The sequence below is a fragment of the Burkholderia sp. 572 genome (assembly GCF_040545135.1).
GTDB lineage: Bacteria > Pseudomonadota > Gammaproteobacteria > Burkholderiales > Burkholderiaceae > Burkholderia > Burkholderia cepacia.
This window is the reverse complement of the sequence record NZ_JBEPLH010000008.1, coordinates 278,864-301,922: the sequence shown is the minus strand read 5'-3', so window position 1 is coordinate 301,922 and position 23,059 is coordinate 278,864. Positions and strand designations below refer to the sequence as shown.

The 23,059-nt window shown below is 66.8% G+C and carries 20 protein-coding genes and 1 tRNA gene; 11 read left to right on the top strand and 10 right to left on the bottom strand.

Annotation, left to right across the window (positions count from 1 at the left end; translation table 11 throughout):
* The first annotated feature begins 282 nt into the window (after nucleotides 1-282).
* Nucleotides 283-708: an NUDIX hydrolase gene (locus tag ABIC51_RS17735; protein ID WP_027791182.1), complete on the top strand. Its 426-nt coding sequence runs from the start codon at nucleotides 283-285 to the stop codon at nucleotides 706-708.
* Between the two features lie 76 nt (nucleotides 709-784).
* On the opposite strand, the gene ABIC51_RS17730 is transcribed toward ABIC51_RS17735, so the two are convergent.
* Nucleotides 785-997 carry a hypothetical protein gene (locus ABIC51_RS17730; protein WP_175898066.1) on the bottom strand — a complete coding sequence of 71 codons (213 nt, stop codon included), beginning with the start codon at nucleotides 995-997 and terminating at the stop codon, nucleotides 785-787.
* A gap of 388 nt (nucleotides 998-1,385) precedes the next feature.
* Here ABIC51_RS17730 and ABIC51_RS17725 point away from each other — a divergent pair, with 388 nt between their 5' ends.
* The 6 genes from ABIC51_RS17725 (at nucleotide 1,386) to ABIC51_RS17700 (ending at nucleotide 6,900) form a co-directional block, all read left to right on the top strand.
* Entirely contained in the window at nucleotides 1,386-2,366 is a 981-nt protein-coding gene (locus ABIC51_RS17725) for an AraC family transcriptional regulator (RefSeq protein WP_226128850.1), read from the top strand.
* A gap of 91 nt (nucleotides 2,367-2,457) precedes the next feature.
* On the top strand, nucleotides 2,458-3,024 hold the full coding sequence (locus ABIC51_RS17720; RefSeq protein WP_060373058.1) for a carboxymuconolactone decarboxylase family protein: 567 nt from the start codon (nucleotides 2,458-2,460) through the stop codon (nucleotides 3,022-3,024).
* Nucleotides 3,021-4,100 carry an acyl-CoA dehydrogenase family protein gene (locus ABIC51_RS17715; protein ID WP_175898067.1) on the top strand — a complete coding sequence of 360 codons (1,080 nt, stop codon included), beginning with the start codon at nucleotides 3,021-3,023 and terminating at the stop codon, nucleotides 4,098-4,100. Before ABIC51_RS17720 ends, ABIC51_RS17715 begins: the two co-directional genes overlap by 4 nt.
* Nucleotides 4,097-4,861: an ABC transporter ATP-binding protein gene (locus tag ABIC51_RS17710; RefSeq protein WP_091924734.1), complete on the top strand. Its 765-nt coding sequence runs from the start codon at nucleotides 4,097-4,099 to the stop codon at nucleotides 4,859-4,861. The genes ABIC51_RS17715 and ABIC51_RS17710 overlap by 4 nt, the downstream gene beginning before the upstream one ends.
* 28 nt (nucleotides 4,862-4,889) lie before the next feature.
* A complete protein-coding gene (locus tag ABIC51_RS17705) occupies nucleotides 4,890-6,080 on the top strand; it encodes an ABC transporter substrate-binding protein (protein WP_175898068.1) in 1,191 nt (396 codons plus the stop codon).
* Nucleotides 6,073-6,900: an ABC transporter permease gene (locus ABIC51_RS17700; protein ID WP_370448762.1), complete on the top strand. Its 828-nt coding sequence runs from the start codon at nucleotides 6,073-6,075 to the stop codon at nucleotides 6,898-6,900. Before ABIC51_RS17705 ends, ABIC51_RS17700 begins: the two co-directional genes overlap by 8 nt.
* A gap of 27 nt (nucleotides 6,901-6,927) precedes the next feature.
* On the opposite strand, the gene ABIC51_RS17695 is transcribed toward ABIC51_RS17700, so the two are convergent.
* The 7 genes from ABIC51_RS17695 to fdnG all read right to left on the bottom strand — a co-directional run bounded on the left by ABIC51_RS17695 (nucleotide 6,928) and on the right by fdnG (nucleotide 16,153).
* Nucleotides 6,928-7,023: transfer RNA gene (locus ABIC51_RS17695), tRNA-Sec, on the bottom strand.
* 31 nt (nucleotides 7,024-7,054) lie between these two features.
* Entirely contained in the window at nucleotides 7,055-8,980 is a 1,926-nt protein-coding gene (gene selB / locus ABIC51_RS17690) for a selenocysteine-specific translation elongation factor (RefSeq protein ID WP_175898069.1), read from the bottom strand.
* Nucleotides 8,977-10,416: an L-seryl-tRNA(Sec) selenium transferase gene (gene selA, locus ABIC51_RS17685; protein ID WP_027791168.1), complete on the bottom strand. Its 1,440-nt coding sequence runs from the start codon at nucleotides 10,414-10,416 to the stop codon at nucleotides 8,977-8,979. The genes selB and selA overlap by 4 nt, the downstream gene beginning before the upstream one ends.
* Nucleotides 10,417-10,489: 73 nt before the next feature.
* On the bottom strand, nucleotides 10,490-11,425 hold the full coding sequence (fdhE, locus tag ABIC51_RS17680) for a formate dehydrogenase accessory protein FdhE (RefSeq protein WP_027791167.1): 936 nt from the start codon (nucleotides 11,423-11,425) through the stop codon (nucleotides 10,490-10,492).
* A 108-nt stretch (nucleotides 11,426-11,533) separates the two neighbouring features.
* A complete protein-coding gene (locus ABIC51_RS17675) occupies nucleotides 11,534-12,160 on the bottom strand; it encodes a formate dehydrogenase subunit gamma (protein WP_021162866.1) in 627 nt (208 codons plus the stop codon).
* The gene (gene fdxH / locus ABIC51_RS17670) at nucleotides 12,157-13,071 is read right to left on the bottom strand and encodes a formate dehydrogenase subunit beta (RefSeq protein WP_060286045.1); all 915 of its coding nucleotides are present in this window, start codon (nucleotides 13,069-13,071) and stop codon (nucleotides 12,157-12,159) included. The genes ABIC51_RS17675 and fdxH overlap by 4 nt, the downstream gene beginning before the upstream one ends.
* A gap of 10 nt (nucleotides 13,072-13,081) precedes the next feature.
* The gene (gene fdnG / locus ABIC51_RS17665) at nucleotides 13,082-16,153 is read right to left on the bottom strand and encodes a formate dehydrogenase-N subunit alpha (protein ID WP_081078936.1); all 3,072 of its coding nucleotides are present in this window, start codon (nucleotides 16,151-16,153) and stop codon (nucleotides 13,082-13,084) included.
* Nucleotides 16,154-16,295: 142 nt separating this feature from the next.
* On the opposite strand from fdnG, the gene ABIC51_RS17660 reads away from it, so the two are divergent.
* The 3 genes from ABIC51_RS17660 to ABIC51_RS17650 all read left to right on the top strand — a co-directional run bounded on the left by ABIC51_RS17660 (nucleotide 16,296) and on the right by ABIC51_RS17650 (nucleotide 19,663).
* Nucleotides 16,296-17,228 carry a YihY/virulence factor BrkB family protein gene (locus ABIC51_RS17660; protein WP_027791163.1) on the top strand — a complete coding sequence of 311 codons (933 nt, stop codon included), beginning with the start codon at nucleotides 16,296-16,298 and terminating at the stop codon, nucleotides 17,226-17,228.
* A gap of 404 nt (nucleotides 17,229-17,632) precedes the next feature.
* Complete coding sequence (locus ABIC51_RS17655) at nucleotides 17,633-18,796, top strand: porin (RefSeq protein WP_027791162.1); 1,164 nt, start codon at nucleotides 17,633-17,635, stop codon at nucleotides 18,794-18,796.
* A 393-nt stretch (nucleotides 18,797-19,189) separates the two neighbouring features.
* Nucleotides 19,190-19,663, top strand: a complete 474-nt coding sequence (locus ABIC51_RS17650) for a VOC family protein (RefSeq protein WP_027791161.1) — start codon at nucleotides 19,190-19,192, stop codon at nucleotides 19,661-19,663.
* A gap of 128 nt (nucleotides 19,664-19,791) precedes the next feature.
* Here the strand turns inward: ABIC51_RS17650 and ABIC51_RS17645 are convergent, their stop codons facing one another.
* Nucleotides 19,792-20,604: an AadA family aminoglycoside 3''-O-nucleotidyltransferase gene (locus ABIC51_RS17645; RefSeq protein ID WP_027791160.1), complete on the bottom strand. Its 813-nt coding sequence runs from the start codon at nucleotides 20,602-20,604 to the stop codon at nucleotides 19,792-19,794.
* 281 nt (nucleotides 20,605-20,885) lie between these two features.
* Complete coding sequence (locus tag ABIC51_RS17640) at nucleotides 20,886-21,335, bottom strand: HU family DNA-binding protein (protein ID WP_011355701.1); 450 nt, start codon at nucleotides 21,333-21,335, stop codon at nucleotides 20,886-20,888.
* Nucleotides 21,336-21,592: 257 nt separating this feature from the next.
* Between ABIC51_RS17640 and ABIC51_RS17635 the strand changes: the two genes are divergently transcribed.
* Nucleotides 21,593-22,711, top strand: coding sequence for an acyltransferase family protein (locus ABIC51_RS17635; protein ID WP_059484268.1), 1,119 nt, complete (start codon nucleotides 21,593-21,595; stop codon nucleotides 22,709-22,711).
* Nucleotides 22,712-23,059 lie beyond the last annotated feature (348 nt).

The following is a 23,059-nucleotide window of genomic DNA, read 5'->3' as shown; positions in this document are numbered from 1 at the left end:
GCCCGTCCGCTATCGCCGGCATCACCGGTTCCCGTACGAACGCGGCATCGGACAATTGCAGCAGCGTACGCACGACAGCCACCACGTCGTGAACCGGCACCAGCCCGCCATCGCAAGGGCGTCCGGCGCGGCACAAGCCACACGTCACACGCCACGAGACGCGCACGCCGAACTGCGCTTTCGACGTGCCCCGGGGTTATCGACCCCGTGTCGGCGGCGATCAAAGGTCAAACCCGGTCATGCCGCCTTGGCCGATCGATTTGTGCTGGTTAGAATCACGACATGCCCCGAGCTCCCGCCCCCAACAACACCCCCGAGACGCCCGCCGTCCCCGTCAAGGAACGCGCGACCGTCGTCTGCTACCGCGGTGAACGCGTCCTGCTCGTCGCCCGCGCGGCGTCGCGCTGGGCCCTTCCCGGCGGCACGATCAAGCGCGGGGAATCGCCGCTCGAAGCCGCGCATCGCGAGTTGTCCGAAGAAACCGGCATAACCGGCCAGACGCTCGTCTATTCGATGCAGTTCACCGGGCTCGCAAAGATCCATCACGTGTTCTTCGCGGAAGTCGGCCCGGACCAGACGCCGCAAGCGAACAACGAGATCGAGAAATGCAAGTGGTTTCCGATCGACGGCGTCGACGGATTGCGCGCAAGCATTCCGACGAAGCGAATCGTCGAACTCGTCCATCAACACGAAATCCGCAAGGCGTAGCGCGCGACGGACGAGCGCATGCCCCGGCCGGCGGCCGGCTCGCGTCGCTGTTCGTGAACCCGCGACGCGCGACCGCTCAGTGCATGCGCTTCCTGCGCAATTCGCGCGTGGAATAGACGACGAGGAAGATGCCCAGCATCGCGGCACCGGACGCCATGAAGTCGTTTGCGCTACCCGAACCGTGCAGGGACGTCGGGAATATGCCGAGACTCAATCCTACGGCCGCGAGAAGCAATCCTGCAGCCACGCCCCAGATCGGCCCGGCGGTCTTGTCGATGTTATTTTTCATGCAGCACCCGTCTACAGTCATTACCTGAACGGTATCGGCAAAGCACGCCGCGTCTACCTTCAGTGATTCCACTATAGCCCGGAAAAAAATCATTGAAGCTTTAGTGCTTCTACCGATCAAGTTTTATCGATCGCGGCCGCCTAGGCGGGCTGTTGTGAACGATGCCGCTCCGGATTGCAGTCCCGGTGTCCCGGGAACGTGCCCGGTATCGCCGACGTCGGCATGCACACATCCGCGAGTGGCCGGAATGGATCGGCAATCCGGCTCGGCCGAGGCGACGCCGGCCACCGAAGAACGCATATGCCGCACGCCCATATGCATTCCACGATCGCTTGTTTTACCGCGCAACGTCGCGGCGCTAAGCTCGGAATCCGCCGTCGACTTCCCAATGGCTTTCCCGCCTTCGCCCACCATGCCGAACTCCGCCGATCAGGCCGCCGACTGGCTGCTCTCCGGACTCGAACTGCGCAGCACGCTGTTTCACGTGGGCCGGTATTGCGGCGTCTATCGCGCATCGACGGCCGGCCATCAGCGCGCGAGCTTCCACCTCGTGCTCGAAGGCGCATGCTGGTTGCACCTGCCCGCCCGGAACGGCCGTGCCGCGCAAAGCACGCGCCTCGTCGCCGGCGACGCGGTGTTCCTGATGCACGACATGACGCATTGCCTGACGCCCGACGCGATTGCGCCGTCCGACGACGAATACACGGTACGGATCGGCACGATGACGCCGCTTGCCGAGCCTGCGTCGTCACCGGGCGACGTCGCGCTGGCATGCGGTTTCTTCGAGTTTCGTTCCGATCTTGGCGACGCGATCGCCGGCCTGATGCCCGATCACCTCCTGGCGCGCCACGACGACGCGAAGCTGGCGGGCGCGCGCACGCTGTTCGACCTGATCCGCACCGAAGCGGCGCGTGCCCAGGATGCACCGTCGCCGCTCGTCAATCGTCTGACGGATGCATTGTTCTTCTATGCACTGCGTGCCGTCGCGAGCAGCGACGATTTTGCGCCGGGCCTGTGGTCGGTCATGCGGCGCGCCGAATTTACGCCGCTCGTCGGCGCGATCATCGAGAAACCCGGCGACGACTGGACCACGCACACGATGGCCGCGTTTTGCCACATGTCCCGCGCGCGCTTCTGCAAGCAGTTCGCGCAGGCATGCGGACAGCCGCCTGCGCAGTTCCTTGCGCTGCTGCGCATGAAGGTCGCGGCCGAGATGCTGCGGCAGGGGGCATCCACGCTCAGCACGGCCGAGCATGTCGGCTATCAGTCGGAATCCGCCTTTGCGCAGGCATTCAAGCGCGTCACCGGCCTGCCGCCCGGCACCTGCCGCCGCGCCCCGGAGCGCACCGGCGCGACACCCGTGCATTGACGCAAGACAAACGCGCATGAAACAGAGACGGCCGCGCATTGCCGGCTCGACCGGCGCCGCCAACAATGACGGCTTTCCGATCGAGGATGCCATGAGCCGCCTGCCCCTCCAAACCGTCGAAAGCGCGCCCGAAGCCAGCCGCCCGTTTCTCCAGAAGTCGCAAGCCGCCAACGGCTTCCTGCCGAATCTCGTAGCCTCACTCGCCAATGCACCGGTTGCGCTCGAAACGTACCTGACCGTCGGTGAAATCAATTCGCGTAGCGGCCTCACGCTGGCCGAGCGCGAAATCGTGCAGATCACCGCCGCCGCCGTTCATGGCTGCGGTTTCTGCGTGGCCGGCCATACGGCCGTCGCGCTGAAGAAGGCGCAATTGCCCGCCGCGCTCGTCGACGAGGTCCGCGCCCAGCGCCCGCTGTCCGACGCGCGCCTCGATGCGGTCGCCACGTTCACGCGCGACGTGATCGCAACGCGCGGCGCCGTGTCCGACGACGCGCTCGCCGCGTTCAAGGCGGCCGGCTACAGCGATGCCGGCGCGCTTGAAGTGGTACTCGGCGTGAGCCTCGCGACGCTTTGCAACTTCGCGAACAACCTGGCGCGCAACGAACTGAATCCGCAGCTCGAAGCGTATCGCTGGGAGCCGACGGCGCGCGCAGCATGACCGCGCCGGCGAGCTCCGATGCGTTCGACGCATGGCTCGAAGCAAATGCCGACGCGCTCGACGTCGACCCGTCGCGTGCGGCGGACATCCTGCCGCAGTTGGTGCGCTCGCGCACCGTCGCCGTCGGTGTGCCGGAGGTCATGGGCGGCACGGGCGGCACGATCGCGGACGCGATCGACACGGTGGCCGCCGTCGCGCAACGCTCATTGACGGCCGCATTCGTGCTGTGGGGACATCGCACCTTCGTCGAATACGTACTGCAGAGCGACAACGACGCGCTCCGTGCGCGCTGGCTGACGCCGCTGCTCGACGGCGAAGTGGCGGGCGCCACCGGTCTTTCGAACGCGATGAAGTATCTGTCCGACATCGAGCCGTTGCAGATGCACGCGGCCCGCAGCGGCAACGCGTTCGTGCTGAACGGCAGCCTGCCGTGGATCACGAACCTGCGGCGCGAAGGTTTCATCGCCGCGGCCGCATTCGATCACGACGACGGCACGCCGCCGTCCGTCTTCGCGATTCCGCACGACGCGCGGGGCGTCGAGCGCAGCGACGATCTCGACCTGATCGGCCTGCGTGCAAGCAATACGGCTGCGCTGCGCGTGAGCGATACCGTCCTCGACGAATCGTACCGCCTCGCGGCCGACGCACCGGCCTGGCTCGCGCGCGTGCGCCCGGCGTTTCTCGGCTTGCAATGCGGGATGTCGATCGGGCTGGCGCGGCGCGCATTGCTGGCCACGCTGGATGCCAGCGAGCCGTCGCGCGCGTCGATCGGCGCGGAAATTCGCGAACTCGAAACGACGCTCGCCGATCAGGCCGCGCAGTTGAAGCGAGGTGTGCTCGACGGCACCTTCCTCCACGCGCCTGCCGCGATGTTCGAACTGCGCATCGCGCTCGTCGAGACCGTCTCGCAGGCGGTCTCGCTCGAAGTGCAAGCGACCGGAGGGCGCGGCTATCTGCGCGGCCAGAGCGGCAGCGCGCGGCGCGTACGCGAAGCGTCGTTCATCCCGATCGTGACGCCGAGCCTCGTGCAGTTGAAATCGCAGCTCGCGCGGCATCGACGGGCGGCGGCAGCATGACGCAAGGCGCGCACATCGTCGCGAACGGCGTCACGTTGCGGTACGGATCGCGCAGCGTGCTGAACGGCGTCGATCTGTCGGTTGCGCCCGGCGAACTCGTTGCGCTGCTCGGGCCGAGCGGTTGCGGGAAGTCGTCGCTGTTGCGGGCCATCGCCGGCCTGACGCGAACCGCATCCGGCACGATTCGCGTCGATGGCGAGCCCGTCGACGGCCCGCGCCCGGAGGTCGCCCTCGCGTTTCAGGACCCATGCCTGCTGCCGTGGCTCACGGTCGAGCGGAACGTGGGATTCGGGCTGACCTTCGCGCGTCAACCGCACCTGACACGTGCAGACCGCAAGGAACGCGTGACGAACGCATTGGCCGCCGTCGGGCTCGACCATGCACGGCACGCGCTGCCTTCGCAGTTGTCGGGCGGCATGGCACAGCGCGCGGCGCTGGCGCGCTGCCTGGCGCGGGCGCCGCGCGCGCTGCTGCTCGACGAACCGTTCGGCGCGCTCGACGAAGTGACCCGCGCCGACATGCAGCAGCTCCTGATTGCCGCGGTGAGCAACACCGGCGCGTCTGCGCTTCTCGTCACGCACGATATCGACGAAGCGCTGCTCGTCGCCGATCGGATCGTGCTGCTCGGCAAGCACGGCACGCTGGTCGGACGCTGGGCCGTCGAACTGCCGCAGCCGCGGCACACGCAAGTGCGCTCGCTCGGCGAGCTGCGCATCTCCATTCTCCAGGCGCTGCAGAACTCGATTTCAGCAGCCGCCTGAATCCGGCCGATACCCGCGGGGAACCCTCATGTGCAACGTACCGATGTCACGACGCGAATGGCTGAAGCTCGCGTCGCTCTTTACCGTCGCGGGCGCGGCGCCGCTGCTGAAAGCATCCGACGCGCGCGCGGCAGCCGATCCGAATGCGCCCGTGCGCATCGGCTACCTGCCGATCACCGATGCGACGCCGCTGCTCGTCGCACACAACAACGGCTACTTCGACGCGGCCGGCATCCAGGCGGAGAAGCCGACGCTGCTGCGAAGCTGGGCGCAGCTGGTCGAGGCGTTTCTGTCGGGACAGGTCAACGTCGTGCATCTGCTGTCGCCGATGACCGTGTGGGCGCGCTATGGCAGCAAGGCGCCCGCGAAGGTCGTCGCATGGAATCACGTGAACGGCTCTGCGCTGACGGTTGCGCCCGACATCAACACCGTGGCGGACCTCGCCGGCAAGACGGTTGCGGTGCCGTTCTGGTATTCGGTGCATAACGTCGTGCTGCAGGACCTGCTGCGCGCGCAGGGTCTCGCGCCCGTGCTCAAGCAGTCGGGGCAGCCGGGGCCGAAGGAAGTCAACCTGGTCGTGATGGCACCGTCCGACATGCCGCCCGCGCTGGCGTCGAAAAAGATCGCCGGATATATCGTCGCCGAGCCGTTCAACGCGGCCGCCGAGCAGTTGAACGTCGGCAAGATTCTCCGCTTCACCGGCGACGTGTGGCGCAACCACGCGTGCTGCGTGATCTTCATGCACGAGCAGGACCTGACGCAACGCGCGGCGTGGTCGCAGAAGGTCGTCGATGCGATCGTCAACGCCCAGCTGTGGACGCGCGCCCATCCGCAAGAGGCGGCCAGGCTGCTGTCGAAGGAAGGCCCGAACCGCTACACGCCGCATCCTTCGCAACTGCTCGCACGCGTGCTCGCGCCGCAAGCAGCCGATCAGGGGCGCTATCTCGGCGATCGCGCGATCCAGCACGCGAACTGGGGCGTGAAACGCATCGACTTCCAGCCGTATCCGTATCCGAGCTATACGGAAGAACTCGTGCGCCGGCTGAAGACGACCCAGGTGGAAGGCGCGAGCCAGTTCCTCGCGTCGCTCGATCCGAAGCGGGTCGCCGGCGATCTGGTCGACGACCGGTTCGTGAAGAAGAGCATCGAAGCGCTGGGCGGCTTGTCGGCGTTCGGCCAGGATGGCGGCTATGCACGCAAGGAGACGATCGTTGTCTAGCGTGCTCGCTCGGGAAACGTCGGCGGCGGCGCGGCGTCCGGTGCCCGCGTCCGCGCATTGGCGCAGCATCGTGCTGGGCGGTGCGGGACTGGCGGCCGCCTTGGCGCTGTGGTGGCTCGCCGTCACGCTGCTCGCGGGCCACAACGCGATGGCCGCGCAGTTCGCGCCGCAGCGTGCGTTCGAAGCGCTGCCGTCGCTCGTCACCGAGGATCAGCTACTCGTGCATGCGGCGACCAGCCTCAGGCGCATCGCCGTCGGGCTGGCGTGGGCGCTCGTGGTCGGCGTGCCGTTGGGATTCGCGATCGGCCGTCTGCGCTGGCTCGAACGGACGCTGTCGCCGACGCTGCAGTTTCTTCGCATGATCTCGCCGCTTTCGTGGATGCCGCTTGCGGTGATGTCGCTCGGCGTCGGCGATCGCGCGGTGTATTTCCTGCTCGCTTTCGCCGCGGTGTGGCCGCTGGTGATGAGCACCGCATCGGGTGTCGCGCATCTCGACCGGCGCTGGGTCCAGCTTGGCGAAAGCCTTGCCGCCACGCGCGCGGAAATGCTCTGGCATGTCTACGTGCCGGGCATCGCCGCGCATGTGCTCACCGGCGTGCGCCTCGCGATCGGCATCTTGTGGATCGTGCTGGTCCCAGCGGAAATGCTCGGCGTGAGCGCGGGGCTCGGCTACCTGATTCTCGACACGCGCGACCGGCTCGCGTATTCGGAGCTGACGGCCGTGATCCTCGTGATCGGCGTGCTCGGTTTCCTGCTCGATCTGGCCGCGCGTGCGGTCGCGGCCCGGCTGTCGAGCGATATGGCGGGGGGCGATCGGTAGGTTCCGGTGAGTCGGGGATGCGTTGAATGGCGGAAGGCAGCAGGAGTCGAACCTACCCGGGAGTGTCTGACACCCCCAACTGGATTTGAAGTCCAGCCGTACCACCGGATACGAATGCCTTCCGTCGTGGGAAAAAACAAAGAACAACGAGCGCCTACGCCTGAATACCCGCCCAACCGCTGTCAGGCCGCAGGAAGTGAAGATCGCGGTGGAAGCGAGTATACCCAACCCGGTCGAAGAACTCGAGAACCTGGATCGCACGCTTGCGGCCCAGCCCCGTCGCGTCGCGGAACGTCGCGGCATCGAGCCCGCCGTCGCGCGACGGCGCGAGATGCGCAACCAGTTCCGCGAGTTCGCGCACGACGTCCGCGTGATAGAACAGGTCGCGCACGACCTGGTGCACGTCGCCGCGCCGTGCGAGCTTGCGCAGCAAGGTACGCACCGCGTCCTCGGCCGCCCCCGTGTCGCGGGCCAGGTCGCGCACCCATGGCGGATCGAAGCGCCCCGCATGAATCAGCGGCAGCAGTTGCTGCGCCAGCGCTTCCTCGCGCGGCTCGAGGCTCACCGAATGCGACGGCAGGTGCAGCCACGGCCCGCTTCGCGCCACTTCGCCGCCGGTCACCAGCGCATCGACGAGCGCACGCCACAGCGCATCGCCGGCGAGCGGCGCCGCCATCCGCCGCAGCCGCGCGGCGTCGAGCCCCTGCTCGTCGGGCATGCGCTCGTGATACGCGCGCAGCGTATCGATCGCCCGCGTCTGCAGCGCACGCCAGTGCGCATGCGCAATCACCGCGCCGTCATTCGACGCGGCATCGCGCTGCCCGATTGCCAGCGCGTCATCCGGCAAAACCAGCGCGTTCGGCGCAAAACCCGTCAGATGCGTGAGCATCGCGCGCGGGATGCCGAGCGGCGCCTGCGCGAGCAGCGCATCGAGACGTCCTGCGTCGAGCCATTCGGCCAGCGCATCGAGCCACGCGCGGCGCTGGGGCGTACGACGCTTGCGCGCCGGCCCGAACGGGTCGAGCACGCGGCCGCCGCCGACCGTGCGCGTCGCCTGCGGATTGCGGACGATGAATCGGTCGCCCGGCAACGCAAACACCGGCTCGTCGAATACCAGTTGCACGCGCATCCGCTGGCCGGCCGCAAGCGTATCGCCGTCGAGCAGCGCGACATGCGCGACGCGATGCAGCGTGCCGAGATGCACGTGCAGCGGTGCCCAGTGCGTGAGCGTCAGCCCGGCATCCGCGAGCAGCGTCAATTCGACGTCGAGACGCGGCGACGTCGCGACGAGCCGCGCATCGGCCACGGTATCGCCGCGCTCGACATCGGCCTTGTCGACCCCGGCCAGGTTCAGTGCGCAACGCTCGCCCGCGCGGCCGGCCTCGACCGGCCGGTTCTGCGCATGGATGCTGCGCACGCGCGCCGCGCCGCCCGTGCGCACGATCGCGAGCGTATCGCCGGTCGCGACGCGGCCCGCGAACGCGGTGCCCGTCACGACGGTGCCCTGCCCCGTGAGCGTAAACACACGATCGACCGCGAGCCGGAACAGCCCGTCGTCGCGGCGGGCGCGCCACGCGATCGCCGCGTCGGCCAGGTGACGCTTCAATGCGGCGACACCCGGATCGTCCACGGCCGTCGCCCGCGTTTCGAAGATCGGCACGCCGGCCAGCGTCGAATCGTTCAGCCACGCGGCGATCTCGTCGCGCACCTCGGCCACGCGCGCGGCGTCGACGCGATCGCACTTCGTCAGCGCGACGGCGCCATGCGTGACGCCGAGCAGTTGCAGGATCGCGAGATGCTCGCGCGTCTGCGGCATCACGCCGTCGTCGGCGGCAATCACGAGCAGCGCGAAGTCGATCCCGCACGCGCCGGCCGCCATCGTGTGAATCAGCTTCTCGTGGCCCGGCACGTCGATCAGGCCGAGCACGTCGCCGTTGTCGAGCGGCGTATACGCATAACCGAGTTCGATCGAGATGCCGCGCGCCTTCTCTTCCTTCAGGCGGTCGGTATCGACGCCCGTCAGCGCGCGCACCAGCGTCGTCTTGCCGTGGTCGATGTGTCCGGCGGTACCGACGATCATGCAGCGGGCCCCGCGAGCGGTACGCATTGCGCGATGAACGCCGCCTCGTCGGCCGCTTCGAGGCAGCGCAGGTCGAGCCGCAGCGCGTTGTCGGCCACGCGGCCGATCACCGGGCGCGGCCATTCGCGCAGCCGCTTCTCGAGCTGCGCGAGCGCGCGGCCGCCGCGCTTGCCGTCCGCCGTGCGCACGACGAGCCCGGCGCTCGGCAGCTGGTCGACCGGCAGCGCACCGCTGCCGATCTGGCTGAACATCGGCTCGACCGCTACGTCGAAACCGCCGCCGAGCGCGGCCTGCAGCGCCGGACGCACGCGTTCGGCGGCCTCGGCGATCTCGCCGTGCGGGCGCGTCAGCAGGCGCAATGTCGTGAGCCGGTCGCGCAGGAACTCGGGGGACTGGTAGAGGCGCAGCACGGGTTCGAGCGCCGCGAGCGTCAGCTTGCCGACGCGCAGCGCGCGCTTGAGCGGATGTTTCTTGATCTTCGCGATCAGCGCGCGATCGCCGACGATCAGGCCGGCCTGCGGCCCGCCAAGCAGCTTGTCGCCGCTGAACGTGACAACGTTTGCGCCGGCAGCCACGGTTTCCTGCACGGTCGTCTCGTGCGGCAGGCCCCATTGCGTCAGGTCGGCGAGCGTGCCGCTGCCGAGATCGACGGCGACCGGCAGCCCGTGCTCGCGCGCGAGCGGCGCGAGTTCGGCGAGCGACGTCTCCTTCGTGAAGCCGCTGATCGCGTAGTTGCTGCAGTGCACCTTCATCAGCAGCGCGGTGCGCGGGCCGATCGCCTCCGCGTAGTCGCGCAGATGGGTGCGGTTGGTCGTGCCGACTTCGCGCAGCCTGGCGCCGGCGCGGCTCATGATGTCGGGGATGCGGAATGCGCCGCCGATCTCGACCAGCTCGCCGCGCGACACGACGACTTCCCGCTTCGTCGCCAGCGCCGACAGCGCCAGCAGCACGGCCGCCGCGTTGTTGTTGACGACGGTCGCGGCTTCCGCGCCCGTCAGTTCGCACAGCAGATCGTCGATCAGGTCGTCGCGATCGCCGCGGCGGCCCGTGGCGAGGTCGAATTCGAGGTTGACGGGGCGCGTGAGCGCGTCGACCACCGCGCGCACCGCGTCGTCGGGCAACAGCGCGCGCCCGAGGTTCGTGTGCAGCACGGTGCCGGTCAGGTTGAACACGGTGCGCACCGCGCCCGCGCTCTGCGCGGCCAGCGCGCGCGCGACGGCCGCGGCGATGCGCGGTTCGTCGAGCGGTTCGGCCCCCGCCGGATCGTGCTGCGCGGCGGTACGCCAGCGTTCGAGCTCCGCGCGCACCGCGTTCAGCACGCGCGTGCGGCCGTAGTCGGCGAGCAGCGGTTGCAGCGGCGCCGACGACAGCACGCGCTCGACCGACGGCACACGCGCCAGCACGGCATTCAGTTCATTCAAACCGGGTTCGGTCACGTCGTGGTGGCTCCAGTCTCATGCTTCGCAGTCGGCCGGCGCCGGCGCTCGCGCGCCGCCCCGGCCGATGTCGTCAATCCGCTTCCCGCGCGACGTCCGGCCACAGCAGCGGGTTCGGCGAACTGCGCTGGTAACCGGCCTCGTTCATCAGCAGGTCGAGCGTAAGGCTCGCGAGATCGTCCGCCAGCGGCTCGAACTCGTAGTCCTTGTCCTGATAACCGATCTTGCGATAGGTCTTGCACTCGTCGCACGATTCGGCCTTGACGGCTTCGCTGCCGCCCTCGATCCCGTGATACGCGATGCCTTTCGTCGAATCGCAGTGCGAGCACTTCGTGCGCACCATGTGCCACTCGGTCGTGCACAGCCCGCACTGCAGGAAACGGTAGCCCTGGTACTGCCCGCCGACCCGCACGACGCTCGCGACCGGGTGCGTGCCGCACACGGGGCACAGCCCCGGCTGGTCGAGATACGGGACGTCGGCCGGCGCAACGCAGCTTGCGAGATCCGTCCAGACGACCTGCAGCGCGGCCATCAGGAACGGCGCGGTGGCCGGGTCGACTTCGGCGAAGCGCAGCGCGAGGATCGCGTCGGCCTGCGCGTCGAGTTCGGCGGGCGCCATCAGGCGCAGCCGGTCGAGCAGCTTCGCGAGCTGCGGGTTGACGAGCCCGGCGCCTTCGACGCGGTCGAGCAGTTCGTACAGCACGGCACGCCATTGCGGGTTGCGCTCGCCGTCGAGCGCCGGTATGAGCGGCATCGAATGCTGCTGTGCAAGCGCGATCGCTTCCTTCGACGGCAGCGGCAGTTCCAGCGTCTGCAGCGTCGCGTGCTGCGCATCGGCGACGGTGGCCATCAGCCGCAGATAGCCGCTGATCGGGTTCAGGTCGGCCAGCTTGCGCAGCCGCGCGGCGCGCGCCGAAAACGCGGTGGCGCGCTCCGGCAGGCGAAAGCGCGGGATGGCCGAATGATCGAGTGTCGAGATCTCGGTCGGTTCGAGGATGCGTTGTGTCACAAAAATGTCTTCCAAATAAACAAGCGCCGACGCATCGGCGCTTTCGGGCGGCTCCGGCGGTTGGCGGAACGGCCCGCCGCAACTGGCGAGCCGCCCCGCTCCGGTGCGTTATTTCACGCTTTCACGGAACCACTTCGGGTGATGCTTGCGAGCCCAGCCCAACGTGACGGTGCCGCGCACCATCGCGCCGATCGAGCCCTTCACCCACAACGCCGCGTAAATGTGCACGATGATGCTCGCGATCAGCACGAAGGCCGCCACGGCATGCACGACAGCGGCCGCGCGGATCACCCCGATCGGGAAGTAGAACGAGAAGTAACGCCGCCAGATCACGACTCCCGACAGCAGGAGCAGCAACAGGCACGCCACCAGCGTGAAGAATAGCAGCTTCTGCCCGGCGTTATAGCGCCCGACGGGCGGCAGCTTGTCTTCCTGGTTGGTCAGCACGTCGCCGATCTGCTTCAGCCATTGGCGGTCGTCCGCATCGAGCGCGTTGTGGTGCCAGAAGCGCACGACCAGGATCGCGAACGACACGAACATCACGAGGCCGACGAACGGATGCAGGATCCGCGTCCACTGGCCGCCGCCGAACAGCGCGGTCAGCCAGAACATCGACGGATGAAACAGCGCGAGCCCGGACAACGCGAGCAGCACGAACGTGATCGCGGTGATCCAGTGGTTCGTGCGCTCGTTCGGCGTGTAGCGGACGATCAGGTTGGGGTCGTCGTGGTTCATTTCGCGTCCTCCTTGATGCGTCGCGCCTCGTCGCGCGCGGCCGATTCTTCCTCGTCGCTCACCTCGTTCGGACCGACCCGGACGTAGTGGAAGAACCCGGCGAGCGCGGTCAGCGCGATGCCGGCCACCGCGAGCGGTTTCGCGATGCCCTTCCACAGCTTCACCATCGGGCTGATCGACGGGTTGTCGGGCAGCCCGTGGTACAGCGACGGTTTATCGGCATGGTGCAGCACGTACATCACGTGCGTGCCGCCGACGCCCTGCGGGTCGTACAGCCCCGCATGCTCGAAGCCGCGCTCCTTCAGGTCCTCGATCCGCTCGGCCGCGTGCTGCTTCATGTCCTCCTTGGTGCCGAACACGATCGCGCCCGTCGGGCAGGTCTTCACGCAGGCCGGTTCCTGGCCGACCGCGACGCGATCGGAACAGAGCGTGCACTTGTACGCGCGATGATCCTTCTTCGAGATCCGCGGAACGTTGAACGGGCAGCCGGTCACGCAATAGCCGCAACCGATGCAGTTCTCCTCGTGGAAATCGACGATCCCGTTGTTGTACTGCACGATCGCGCCCGGCGACGGGCACGCCTTCAGGCAGCCCGGGTCCTCGCAGTGCATGCAGCCGTCCTTGCGGATCAGCCACTCGAGGTCGCCCGCCGGGTTCTCGTATTCGGCGAACCGCATCACCGTCCACGAGTGCTCGGAGAGATCGGCCGGGTTGTCGTACACGCCGACGTTGGTGCCGACTTCGTCGCGCAGGTCGTTCCACTCCATGCATGCCGTCTGGCATGCCTTGCAGCCGATGCACTTCGATACGTCGATCAGCTTCGCGACGCTCCCGGTCACCGGTTCGCGCACCGTGGGCGGTGGCGTCGTGGTGGCCGAGACGCGCTTGATATCCAGCGATTGCAATGCCATCTCTTTCCCCTTACGCCTTTTCGACCTTCACCAGGAACGACTTGAATTCCGGTGTATAGGAGTTGCCGTCGCCCACGGACGGAGTCAGGGTATTCGCGAGATAGCCGGGCTTCGTCAGACCCTTGAAGCCCCAGTGCAACGGGACACCGACCGTCTGGACCTTCTTGCCGTCGACCATCAGCGGCTTGATCCGCTTCGTGACGAGAGCGACCGCGATGATGTAGCCGCGCTTGGACGACACCTTCACGCGTTCGCCATGCGCGACGCCGACTTCCTTCGCGAGGTCTTCGCCGATCTCGACGAATTGCTCGGGCTGGATGATCGCGTTCAGCCGCGCATGCTTGGTCCAGTAGTGGAAATGCTCGGTCAGCCGGTACGTGGTCGCCGCGTGCGGGAACTCCGGTGCCTGGCCGAACGACGCCCGATCGTCCGGGAACACGCGGGCGGCCGGGTTGTTCAGCGCCAGCGGGTTGTTCGGGTGCAGCGGGTTCGTGCCGATCGGCGTTTCGAACGGCTCGTAGTGCTCGGGGAACGGGCCTTCGTTCATCCCCGCACGCGCGAAGAAGCGCGCGACACCTTCCGGATTCATGATGAACGGCCCCATCCCGTTTTCGGGTGGTTCGTCCGCCTTGAAATCGGGGATGTCGGCGCCCTTCCACGCGCTGCCGTTCCAGCCGATCAGCTTGCGGGTCGGGTCGAACGGCTTGCCGCTCACGTCGCACGATGCGCGGTTGTACAGGATCCGCCGGTTCGCCGGCCAGGCCCACGCCCAGTTCAGCGTCTGGCCGATGCCGGTCGGATCGGAGTTGTCGCGCCGGCCCATCTGGTTGCCGGCCTGCGTCCAGGCTCCGCAGAAGATCCAGCAGCCGCTCGCGGTCGTCCCGTCGTCCTTCAGTTGCGCGAACGCGGCCAGCTGCTCGCCCTTCTTCACGAGCGTCTTGGCCGGATCCTTCGGATCGGGCAGATCGGCGAGCGCACGGCCGTTGAACTCCATCGCGAGCTCTTCGGGCGTCGGGCTTTCCGGGTTCGCGTACGGCCAGGTCAGGTTGACGATCGGGTCCGGATACTTGCCGCCGTCCGTCTGGTACATCTTGCGCATGCGCAGGAACAGCCCCGACATGATCTCGAGGTCGCTACGCGCTTCGCCCGGCGGCTCCGCGCCCTTCCAGTGCCATTGCAGCACGCGGCTCGAACTCACGAGCGAACCGTTTTCCTCCGCAAAACACGTGGTGGGCAGGCGGAACACCTCGGTCTGGATCTTCGACGCGTCGACGTCGTTGTAGTCGCCGTGATGCTTCCAGAACTCGGACGTCTCGGTCGCGAGCGGATCCATGATCACGAGCCACTTGAGCTTCGCGAGCCCTGCCGCCGTCTTCACCTTCGACGGCGCCGCCGCGAGCGGGTTGAAGCCCTGGCAGATGTAGCCGTTCATCTTGCCGGCATTCATCAGCTCGATCGCCTGCAGCAGGTCGTACTGCTTGTCCAGCTTCGGCAGGTAGTCGTAGGCCCAGTTGTTCTCGGCGGTCGCCGCGTCGCCCCACCAGGACTTCATGAAGCTGACGTGGAAGGCCTTGTAGTTCTTCCAGTAGCTCAACTGGTTCGGCCGCAGCGGCTGCTGCACGCGCTTCTTGATGTAGCCGTCGAAATCCTGCTCGGCCTGCATCGGCAGCGTCATGTAGCCCGGCAGCAGGTTCGACATCAGCCCGAGGTCGGTCAACCCCTGGATGTTCGAGTGGCCGCGCAGCGCGTTCATCCCGCCGCCGGCGATGCCGATGTTGCCGAGCAGCAGCTGCACCATCGCGCCGGTGCGGATGATCTGCGCGCCGATCGAGTGGTGCGTCCAGCCGAGCGCGTACAGCACCGTGCCGGCGCGGCCGGGAACGGCGGTGGTCGCGAGCATCTCGCACACCTTCAGGAACTTCTCCTTCGGCGTGCCGCAGACCTGCTGGACCATGTCCTGCGTATAGCGCGCGTAATGCTGCTTCAGCAGGTTGTACACGCAACGCGGGTGCTGCAGCGTCGGGTCGACCTTCACGAAGCCGTCGTCGCCGCGCTCGTAGTCCCAGCTCGATTTGTCCGGGTATGCGTGTTTCTCGGCGTCGTAGCCGGAATAGATGCCGTCGTTGAACGCGAAATCCTCGCGCACGATGAACGAGAAGTCCGTGTAGTTCTTCACGTACTCATGCTGGATCTTGTCGTTCGTCAGCAGATAGTTGATCACACCGCCCAGGAAGACGATGTCGGTGCCGGTGCGGATCGGCGCGTAGTAGTCGGCCACCGAGGCCGTACGCGTAAAGCGCGGGTCGACGACGATCAGCCGCGCCTTGCGGTGCGCCTTCGCCTCCGTTACCCACTTGAAACCGCATGGATGGGCCTCGGCTGCATTGCCGCCCATCACGAGAATCACGTCCGCGTTCTTGATGTCGACCCAATGGTTCGTCATCGCTCCACGGCCAAACGTCGGGGCAAGACCTGCCACCGTCGGGCCATGTCAGACACGCGCCTGATTGTCGAATGCGAGCATCCCGAGACTGCGGACCGTCTTGTGCGTCAGGTAGCCGACCTCGTTGCTGCCCGCCGACGCGGCCAGCATGCCGGTCGTCAGCCAGCGGTTGACCTTCGCACCGTCCTCCGCCGTCTCGACGAAGTTCGCGTCGCGGTCGGCCTTCATCAGCTTCGCGATCCGGTCGAGCGCGTCGTTCCACGAGATCGGTTCCCACTTGTCCGAGCCGGGCGCGCGATACTCGGGGTGCGTCAGGCGGTTCGGGCTGTGGATGAAGTCGATCAGGCTCGCGCCCTTCGGGCACAGCGTGCCGCGATTGACGGGATGGTCGGGATCGCCTTCGATGTGGATGATGCTCGGCTGCGCGTTCTTCGCGCCGTCTCCGAGGCTGTACATCAGGATGCCGCAACCCACTGAACAGTATGGACAGGTGTTGCGCGTTTCGACGGTGCGCGCCAGCTTGTACTGTCGGACTTCGGCGAGCGCTTCGGACGGAGAGAAGCCCATCAGGGCTAGACTCGATCCGGCAAGCGACGTAGCCGTCACCTTCAGGAACTGGCGCCGGGACATTTGGAGCATGGCTGGTCTCGGCGTTATTGTGGGGGTGAGGAAACTGAAAGGAATTATAGACAGTTCGCGCAACTATGTTCGAATCTTCGGATCAATACTGAATTGTCTGATTACCAACGATGACCCGCGTTCCGCGCGCCACCGAACCGTCATGAAACGACAGATCACCTCCGAAGCCACCCGTCTCGCGCAACAACAGGCCAACTGGGCCCTCACGGCGTTCAAGCGCTTCTCGGCCGACCGTTGCTCCGCGATGGCCGCGGGCATTGCATTCTTCTCCGCGTTCTCGCTCGCGCCGATGCTCGTGATGGTGATTGCCGTGGCCGGCTGGTTCTACGGCGACGACGCCGCGCGCGGCCAGGTATTCGAACAGGCGCACCAGCTGATCGGCGACGACGCGGCGGCCAGCATCCAGACGATCGTGCAGAACGCGCACCGCGCGGGCGAGCGCGGCGGCCTCGCAACCCTGATCTCGTTCGCCGCGCTGGCCATCGGCGCGTCGGCCACCTTCGCGTCGCTCAGCGCCGCGCTCAGCGTGATCTGGCCGGCCACCGAGAACCGCTGGTCGAGCATGCTCGGGCTCGTGCGCGTGCGGCTGATCTCGTTCGGGCTCGTGCTCGGCGTCGCGTTCCTGCTGATCGTGTCGCTCGTGCTCGACACCGCGATCACGTTCGTCGGCACCTGGCTGCTGGGCAATTCGCCGTACGTGGTCGTCACGAACCTCGTGCAGTTCTTCGTCGGCATCGCCGTGCTCGCGGCCGCGTTCGCATCGCTGATGAAGTTCCTGCCCGATGCGCGCGTCGCGTGGCGCGACGCCGCGATCGGCGGCATCGTGTCCGCGATCCTGTTCTCGGGCGGCAAGAAACTGTTCGCGCTGTACCTCGCGCACGCGGGCACCGCCAGTGCATTCGGCGCGGCCGGATCGTTCGCGGTCCTGCTGATGTGGCTGTACTTCTCCGCGATCGTGCTGCTGCTCGGCGCGGAATTCGCGGCGGCCCGCGGCAACGCGCATCGTCTCGCCGGTACCGCACCGGCCGCGTCCGCTCAAGCCGACCGGCCCGTCGATCGCATGCGCGACGACTGATTCACGCTGTTAGCAACGTCGCGGCGCGCCCCAGCACACCCGTCTGCCTTCCTGCAACCACCCCAGTCCGCCGCGCATTCGCGCGACGTTGATACGTCCTTTGCATGCCCCGGCTTCGTTGCCGCAACCGCAAACGTTTGCAAGCATCCATTTCTGCCCGCCAACAGGCCAAAACAGGCTGCCGGCCGCAATGTGCGTCGACTTTTGAAACAATCGCGCCGCAGCAAATGTCAACTATTTCAAAAATGGGAACAGTCGTTGATGTGCTTGATATATATGGACTTTTTCGCGCTGTTACCTTTTCGAGACACTTTATTTTTTAGGCTTTCTTGCGTCTATGGCACTGAGCTATTCTCCAATCCGCAACAAATAACGATGAATCACTTGCGTGGAGAAACTCAACGATGAAGAAACTTGCTCTCTCGACCCTCTCGCTCGCGCTGCTGGGCGCCGCCGGCGCTGCTCAGGCACAGTCGAGCGTGACGCTGTACGGCGTGATCGACACGTCGATCACCTATGTTCACGGTAACGCAGGTCAAGGCAACAATTCGTGGTCGATGGGTAGCGGCAACCTGCAAGGCAGCCGTTTCGGCCTGAAGGGTTCCGAGGACCTCGGTGGCGGCCTGAAGGCGATCTTCCAGTTGGAAAACGGCTTCAACTCGGCATCGGGCGCACTGGGCCAGGGTGGCCGCATGTTCGGCCGCCAGGCATTCGTCGGCCTGCAGAGCGACCAGTACGGTACGGTCACGCTGGGCCGCCAATATGACCCGCTCGTCGACCTGGTCCAGGCAGTCACGGCAGACAACTACTTCGGCAGCGTGTTCGCCACGCCGGGCGACGTCGACAACAACGACAACAGCCTGCGCGTCAGCAACGCAGTGAAGTACACGTCGCCGGTCTGGGCAGGCCTGCAAGTCGAAGCGATGTACGCATTCGGCGGTGTTGCAGGTTCGACCGGCAAGGGTCAGACGTGGGCAGCAGCAGCAGCGTACAACAACGGCCCGCTCGGCCTGGCTGCCGGCTACTTCCACGCAAACAACGCATCGGCACTCAGCGCCAGCGGCACGCGTAGCGGCTGGGCCGGCTCGTCGGACGCGATCTTCGACGGCGATTCGGGCACAACCTTCATCAACAACGCGTTCACGTCGTCGACGTCGATCGGCATCGCGCAAGTGGCCGGCCAGTACGCATTCGGCCCGGTGACGGTCGGCGCCGGTTACAGCAACGCGCAATACAAGGCGGACGGCAACTCGGCGTTCGGCACGAACCAGAAGTACAACACGGGTCGCGCGTTCGTCACGTATCAGGCATCGGCACCGCTGCTGCTCGGCCTCGGCTACATCTACACGAAGGGCAACGGCGACAACAACGGCAAGTACCATCAGGTTTCGCTGGGCGCCGATTACTCGCTGTCGAAGCGCACGGACATCTACCTGGTTGGTGCGTATCAACACGCAAGCGGCAAGAATGCGGACGGCACCGATGCGCAAGCGTCGATCGGCTCGTACGGTATCGCCGGCAAGAGCTCGCAAGAGCTGGTCGCACTCGGCCTGCGCCACAAGTTCTAAAAACGAAGTATCCGGCGTGCATGGCGTCTCCGACGCCCTGCCGCCGACCTGGAAAGCCAGCCCCGGTTTCGGCCGCGGCTGGCTTTTTTTTCGTCCGTCGCCGGCTGGCCCGCACGGCCTGCACGGGCCGATGGCCGATGTCCGGGTACCCGACACTCGTCACCCGGCCGGCAGCGGCGCCTGACGGCCGCAATGCGCCGGAAACGCGGTTTCCTGATGCCAGGCTCGCTCGCCACGGGTGCGCCGGACGACTACCATCCGCACTGTCGGTGCCACGTCCCCGGAGCGACGGCCGTTCGCCCCGGCGTGTCGATTTCGACGGCCTTCATCCGTCGTACAGAGGCCGGCACGCGATTTGCGCCCCGGCCAATCCATACAGACAGGAGATTCGTCATGACGATTCAGAAGATCACGCCGTTCCTCTGGTATTCGACGGAAGCCGAAGAAGCAGCGGCCTTCTACGCAGGCATCTTTCCGGATTCGCGCATCGTGCGCGTCACGGCGGTGCCCGGCACCGACGGCACGCGAATGGTCGAGTTCGAGCTGTTCGGGCAGCCGTTCTTCGCGATGAGCCACCCGCGCACCGACACGTTCAACCACGCGATCTCGCTGCTGGTCAGCTGCGCCGACCAGGCGGAACTCGACCGCTACTGGAACGCCCTGCTCGACAACGGCGGCACGGCCGACGCCTGCGGCTGGCTGCGAGACCGCTACGGCGTCTCGTGGCAGATCGTTCCGGAAGCGCTGATCCCGATGATGTCCGACCGCGACACCGTCAAGGCCACGCGCGTGGCCGCCGCGATGATGCAGATGGTCAAGCTCGACGACGCCGTGCTGAAGGCCGCCTTTGCCGGTACGGCCGGCTGACGATGCACATCGCATAAGCGCGTGCGAATGATGCGCCGGGTCGCCGGGCAGGCGTCCGGTTCGACTGCAAACGCGTGCGACAGCGTCGCAAACGCCCATGGCCCTCGTCGGCCCCGCCCGCAAGCCGGCTACGTTCGCGGCATCGGCTGCGACGTCGACAGCATCGATTCGACCGTTCGCCGCGCGTAGCCGATGAATGCGGCGAGGGGTTCGCCCGACAGGATCGCCGTGGCTTCCTCGCCGCCGAGATAGGCGGCGCGCGCCGCCGCTACAACCGGACGGTACGTTGCCGGCAGACGCTCCAGCGCCCATGTCGCGGCGACGTCCTTGGGCGCGATCCTGCCGGTCGCGGCGCTGTACCAGATGCGCGCGAGCGCGAGCACCACGTTGCACTCATCGCCGCGCCAACTCGGTTCGGCATGCCACTGCGCGACGGTCGCCAGCAGCGCGGCCACAAAATCCCCCTCAGGCACCGGCTCGAGCAACGCAGCAGCCGGCGGGCCGGCCAGCGCGACGCTGTGCTGCCGCACCTTCGTCAACAGGATCGCCAGATCGTGATCGACGAGCGCCGGCTCGACGATGCCGGCTTCGAGATCGTGACGCAGCCACTCGCCGAACTGCAGTTCGCGTCGCGCCGGATGACGCCACGGCACGATTTCGTCGTGCGCGACGACGGTCACTTCCAGTGCGCGCATGCCACCTGTGCAGCCGGGCGGCGCCGACACGGCGAGCAGGCCGAGCATCAGCGCACGCCGCGTCGGCTCGTCGGGCCGGGCCGACACCGTCGCCAGCAGGTCGATGTCGCTGCGCGGTTTCAGTCCGCCGTCGAGCGCCGAGCCGAACAGGTGGATCGCGTTCAGCGTCGCGCCGAGATGCCGCTCGATGGTGTCGCATGCGGCGGCGACCTGCGCCGCGATTTCGTCGGGAATGGTTTCAGTCACGATGCGCGTGTCTCGCGATGCGTGCGCAACAGGCGCAACCGGCGCGGCGAGCGCGAGCCCCTGTGAGTGGATTGCCGTTCGTCATGGCGCATGCACGACTCGTCGTCCGGCGTGCATCACACGTCGAACCGGCCTTTCCGCCATTTCGCTTCTGCACTTCTGCACTTCTTCGCGGCCGCGCGCTTTGCGCAGCGCAATAAAAATCCCCGCACGCTTTCGCGTACGGGGATCGTCGGACTTCGCAACGGCTGCCGAATGCATTCGGTAGCCGCCGCGCGGCATTACGCTGCCGCGTCCTTCAGCTTCTTCAGCGCACGTGCCTTCACGCGCACGCTGGCCGGCTTCGCCGGGAACCAACGCTCTTCGCCCGTGAACGGATCCTTGCCGAAGCGCTTCTTCTTCGCCGGCACGACTTGTGCCGTGATCTTCAGCAGACCCGGCAGCGTGAACTCGCCCGCGCCCTTCTTGTGGACCGAGCCGAGCACGACGTTCTCGAGTGCGACGAGCACTGCCTTGACCGCCTTCACTTCGACAGCTGCGCGCTCAGCGATGTGCGTTGCGAGCGATGCCTTCGTGAACTTGTCCTTCAGCGGCGTCGGAGCGGCCGGTGCCGCCTTCGCGACAACCTTCTTTGCCACTACTTTCTTCGCGGGCGCAGCCTTTTTGGCAGCCACTTTCTTGGTGGCGGGTGCGGCAGCCTTCTTGGCCACCTTTTTTGCGGAAGTCGCCATGTTTCTCCTACCAGGTGTGGTCGTTGGATACACGAAGCGTGCAACGCGCGCGCTTCAACGCCGGATTCTACAAGCGCCGTGACGCTTCGTGGAGTACTTTTGTGCGTTTTCGCGGGGTTTCCCGCAGGTTTTTTTGCATGCGGGCGATTTCGTCGACGCTCCAGCATCAGAAAACGCCTTCACGTATGCATCCGAACGCGAATTACGTTCGATATTTGCGCACCTATACTGGGCGCGCTCAATGCCCGGATGCCTCCATGCGCGAAGCCCGATACGTCAAAGGACTCGACGGCCTGCGAGCCCTCGCCGTCATCCTCGTTTTCCTGTCCCACAAAGGCCACGTCCTTGCCGTCGACGTCGGCAAGCTTGGCGTGTGGACGTTTTTCCTCATCAGCGGATTCCTGATCGTCGGCGAGCTGCATCGCAATCGCCAGGCGGTCGAATGCGGCACCATGACGCGCCGCCATGCGCTCGCGCTGTTCCTCGCGAAGCGCGCGCTGCGGATCTTTCCCGTCTATTACCTGCTGCTCGCCGCGCTCGCGATCGCGCACGCGCTGTTCTACCAGCGCGGCGTCAATCTCGGGCTCGCGTGGCACGCGGTGTTCCTGTCGAATTACTGGATCGGCGTCGTGAAGGACGGCTGGCCGGGCTCCACGTCGCACTTCTGGAGCCTCGCGGTTGAACAGCAGTTCTATCTGATCGCGCCGCTCGCGCTGCTCGCGGTACCGGCCGCGCGACACGTCGCGCTCGGCATCGCGGCCGTCGTGCTGTGCGCGCTCGCGCATCTCGCGCTCTACCTGTGCGACGCGTCGCCGGTGCTGATCTACGCATTTTCCCCGTGGAATTTCGCGCTGATCGCACTCGGCGGCGTCGGCGCGATGGCGCTCGCCGGACGCGGCGCGGCCGCCGTGCGCCGCGTGCCGCCCGGTTGGCTCGGCGCGGCTGGCGTCGTGTTCTTCCTCGTGCTGCCCGCATGCACGGCACTCCCCGACGCGATCGCGGGGCTCGCGGATCTCGGCCTGTCCGCGTCGCTCGGCGCGCTGCTGCTGTGGATCGTCAGCGAACCCGAGCATCCGGTCGTGGCGCTGCTCGACTGGGCGCCGCTCGTCTATCTCGGCACGATCAGCTACGGCTTCTACCTGTTCCACAACCTGATTCCGACACGCTTCGGCGTGCTGCCCGCGCACTTCGCGCACGGGGCAATACCGGAAATCGTCCGCGAAACGCTGCCCGAGATGCTGCAGTTCGCGCTCGCCGTGCTGCTCGCGCACCTGTCCTGGCGCTACCTCGAAAAGCGGCTGCTCGACTTCAAGAAGCCGGTCGCCGCGATGCTGGCCCGGCGGTTCGTCGCACAGCCGGGCACGTCGGCACGTTGAACGCCGCACGGATGCGGATACGATCGAACGGGAAAACCGCGATTCGGGCCACACCCGGAAGCTGACACCCGGCCAGCGTGGCGTGGCGCCCCGTCATCGACCGGCACCGGCAGCACCGCTGCGGCACCGAACATCGACGTGCAGCGCGCAATCGAATCGCGACAGAGGCCGCCCGGTCACCCGTCGCGGCACCGGTTTCAGGCGTGACGCCCATGCTTGCCGGGGCGTCCGGCTCCGCACACGGCAACGCTCGCACGGCAAACCCGTCACCGCACTCACCTCGACGGTGCGCACCAGAATCACGCATCCGCTCGCCCGTATACGCAAAAAAGCCCCGGCGCGCGAGCG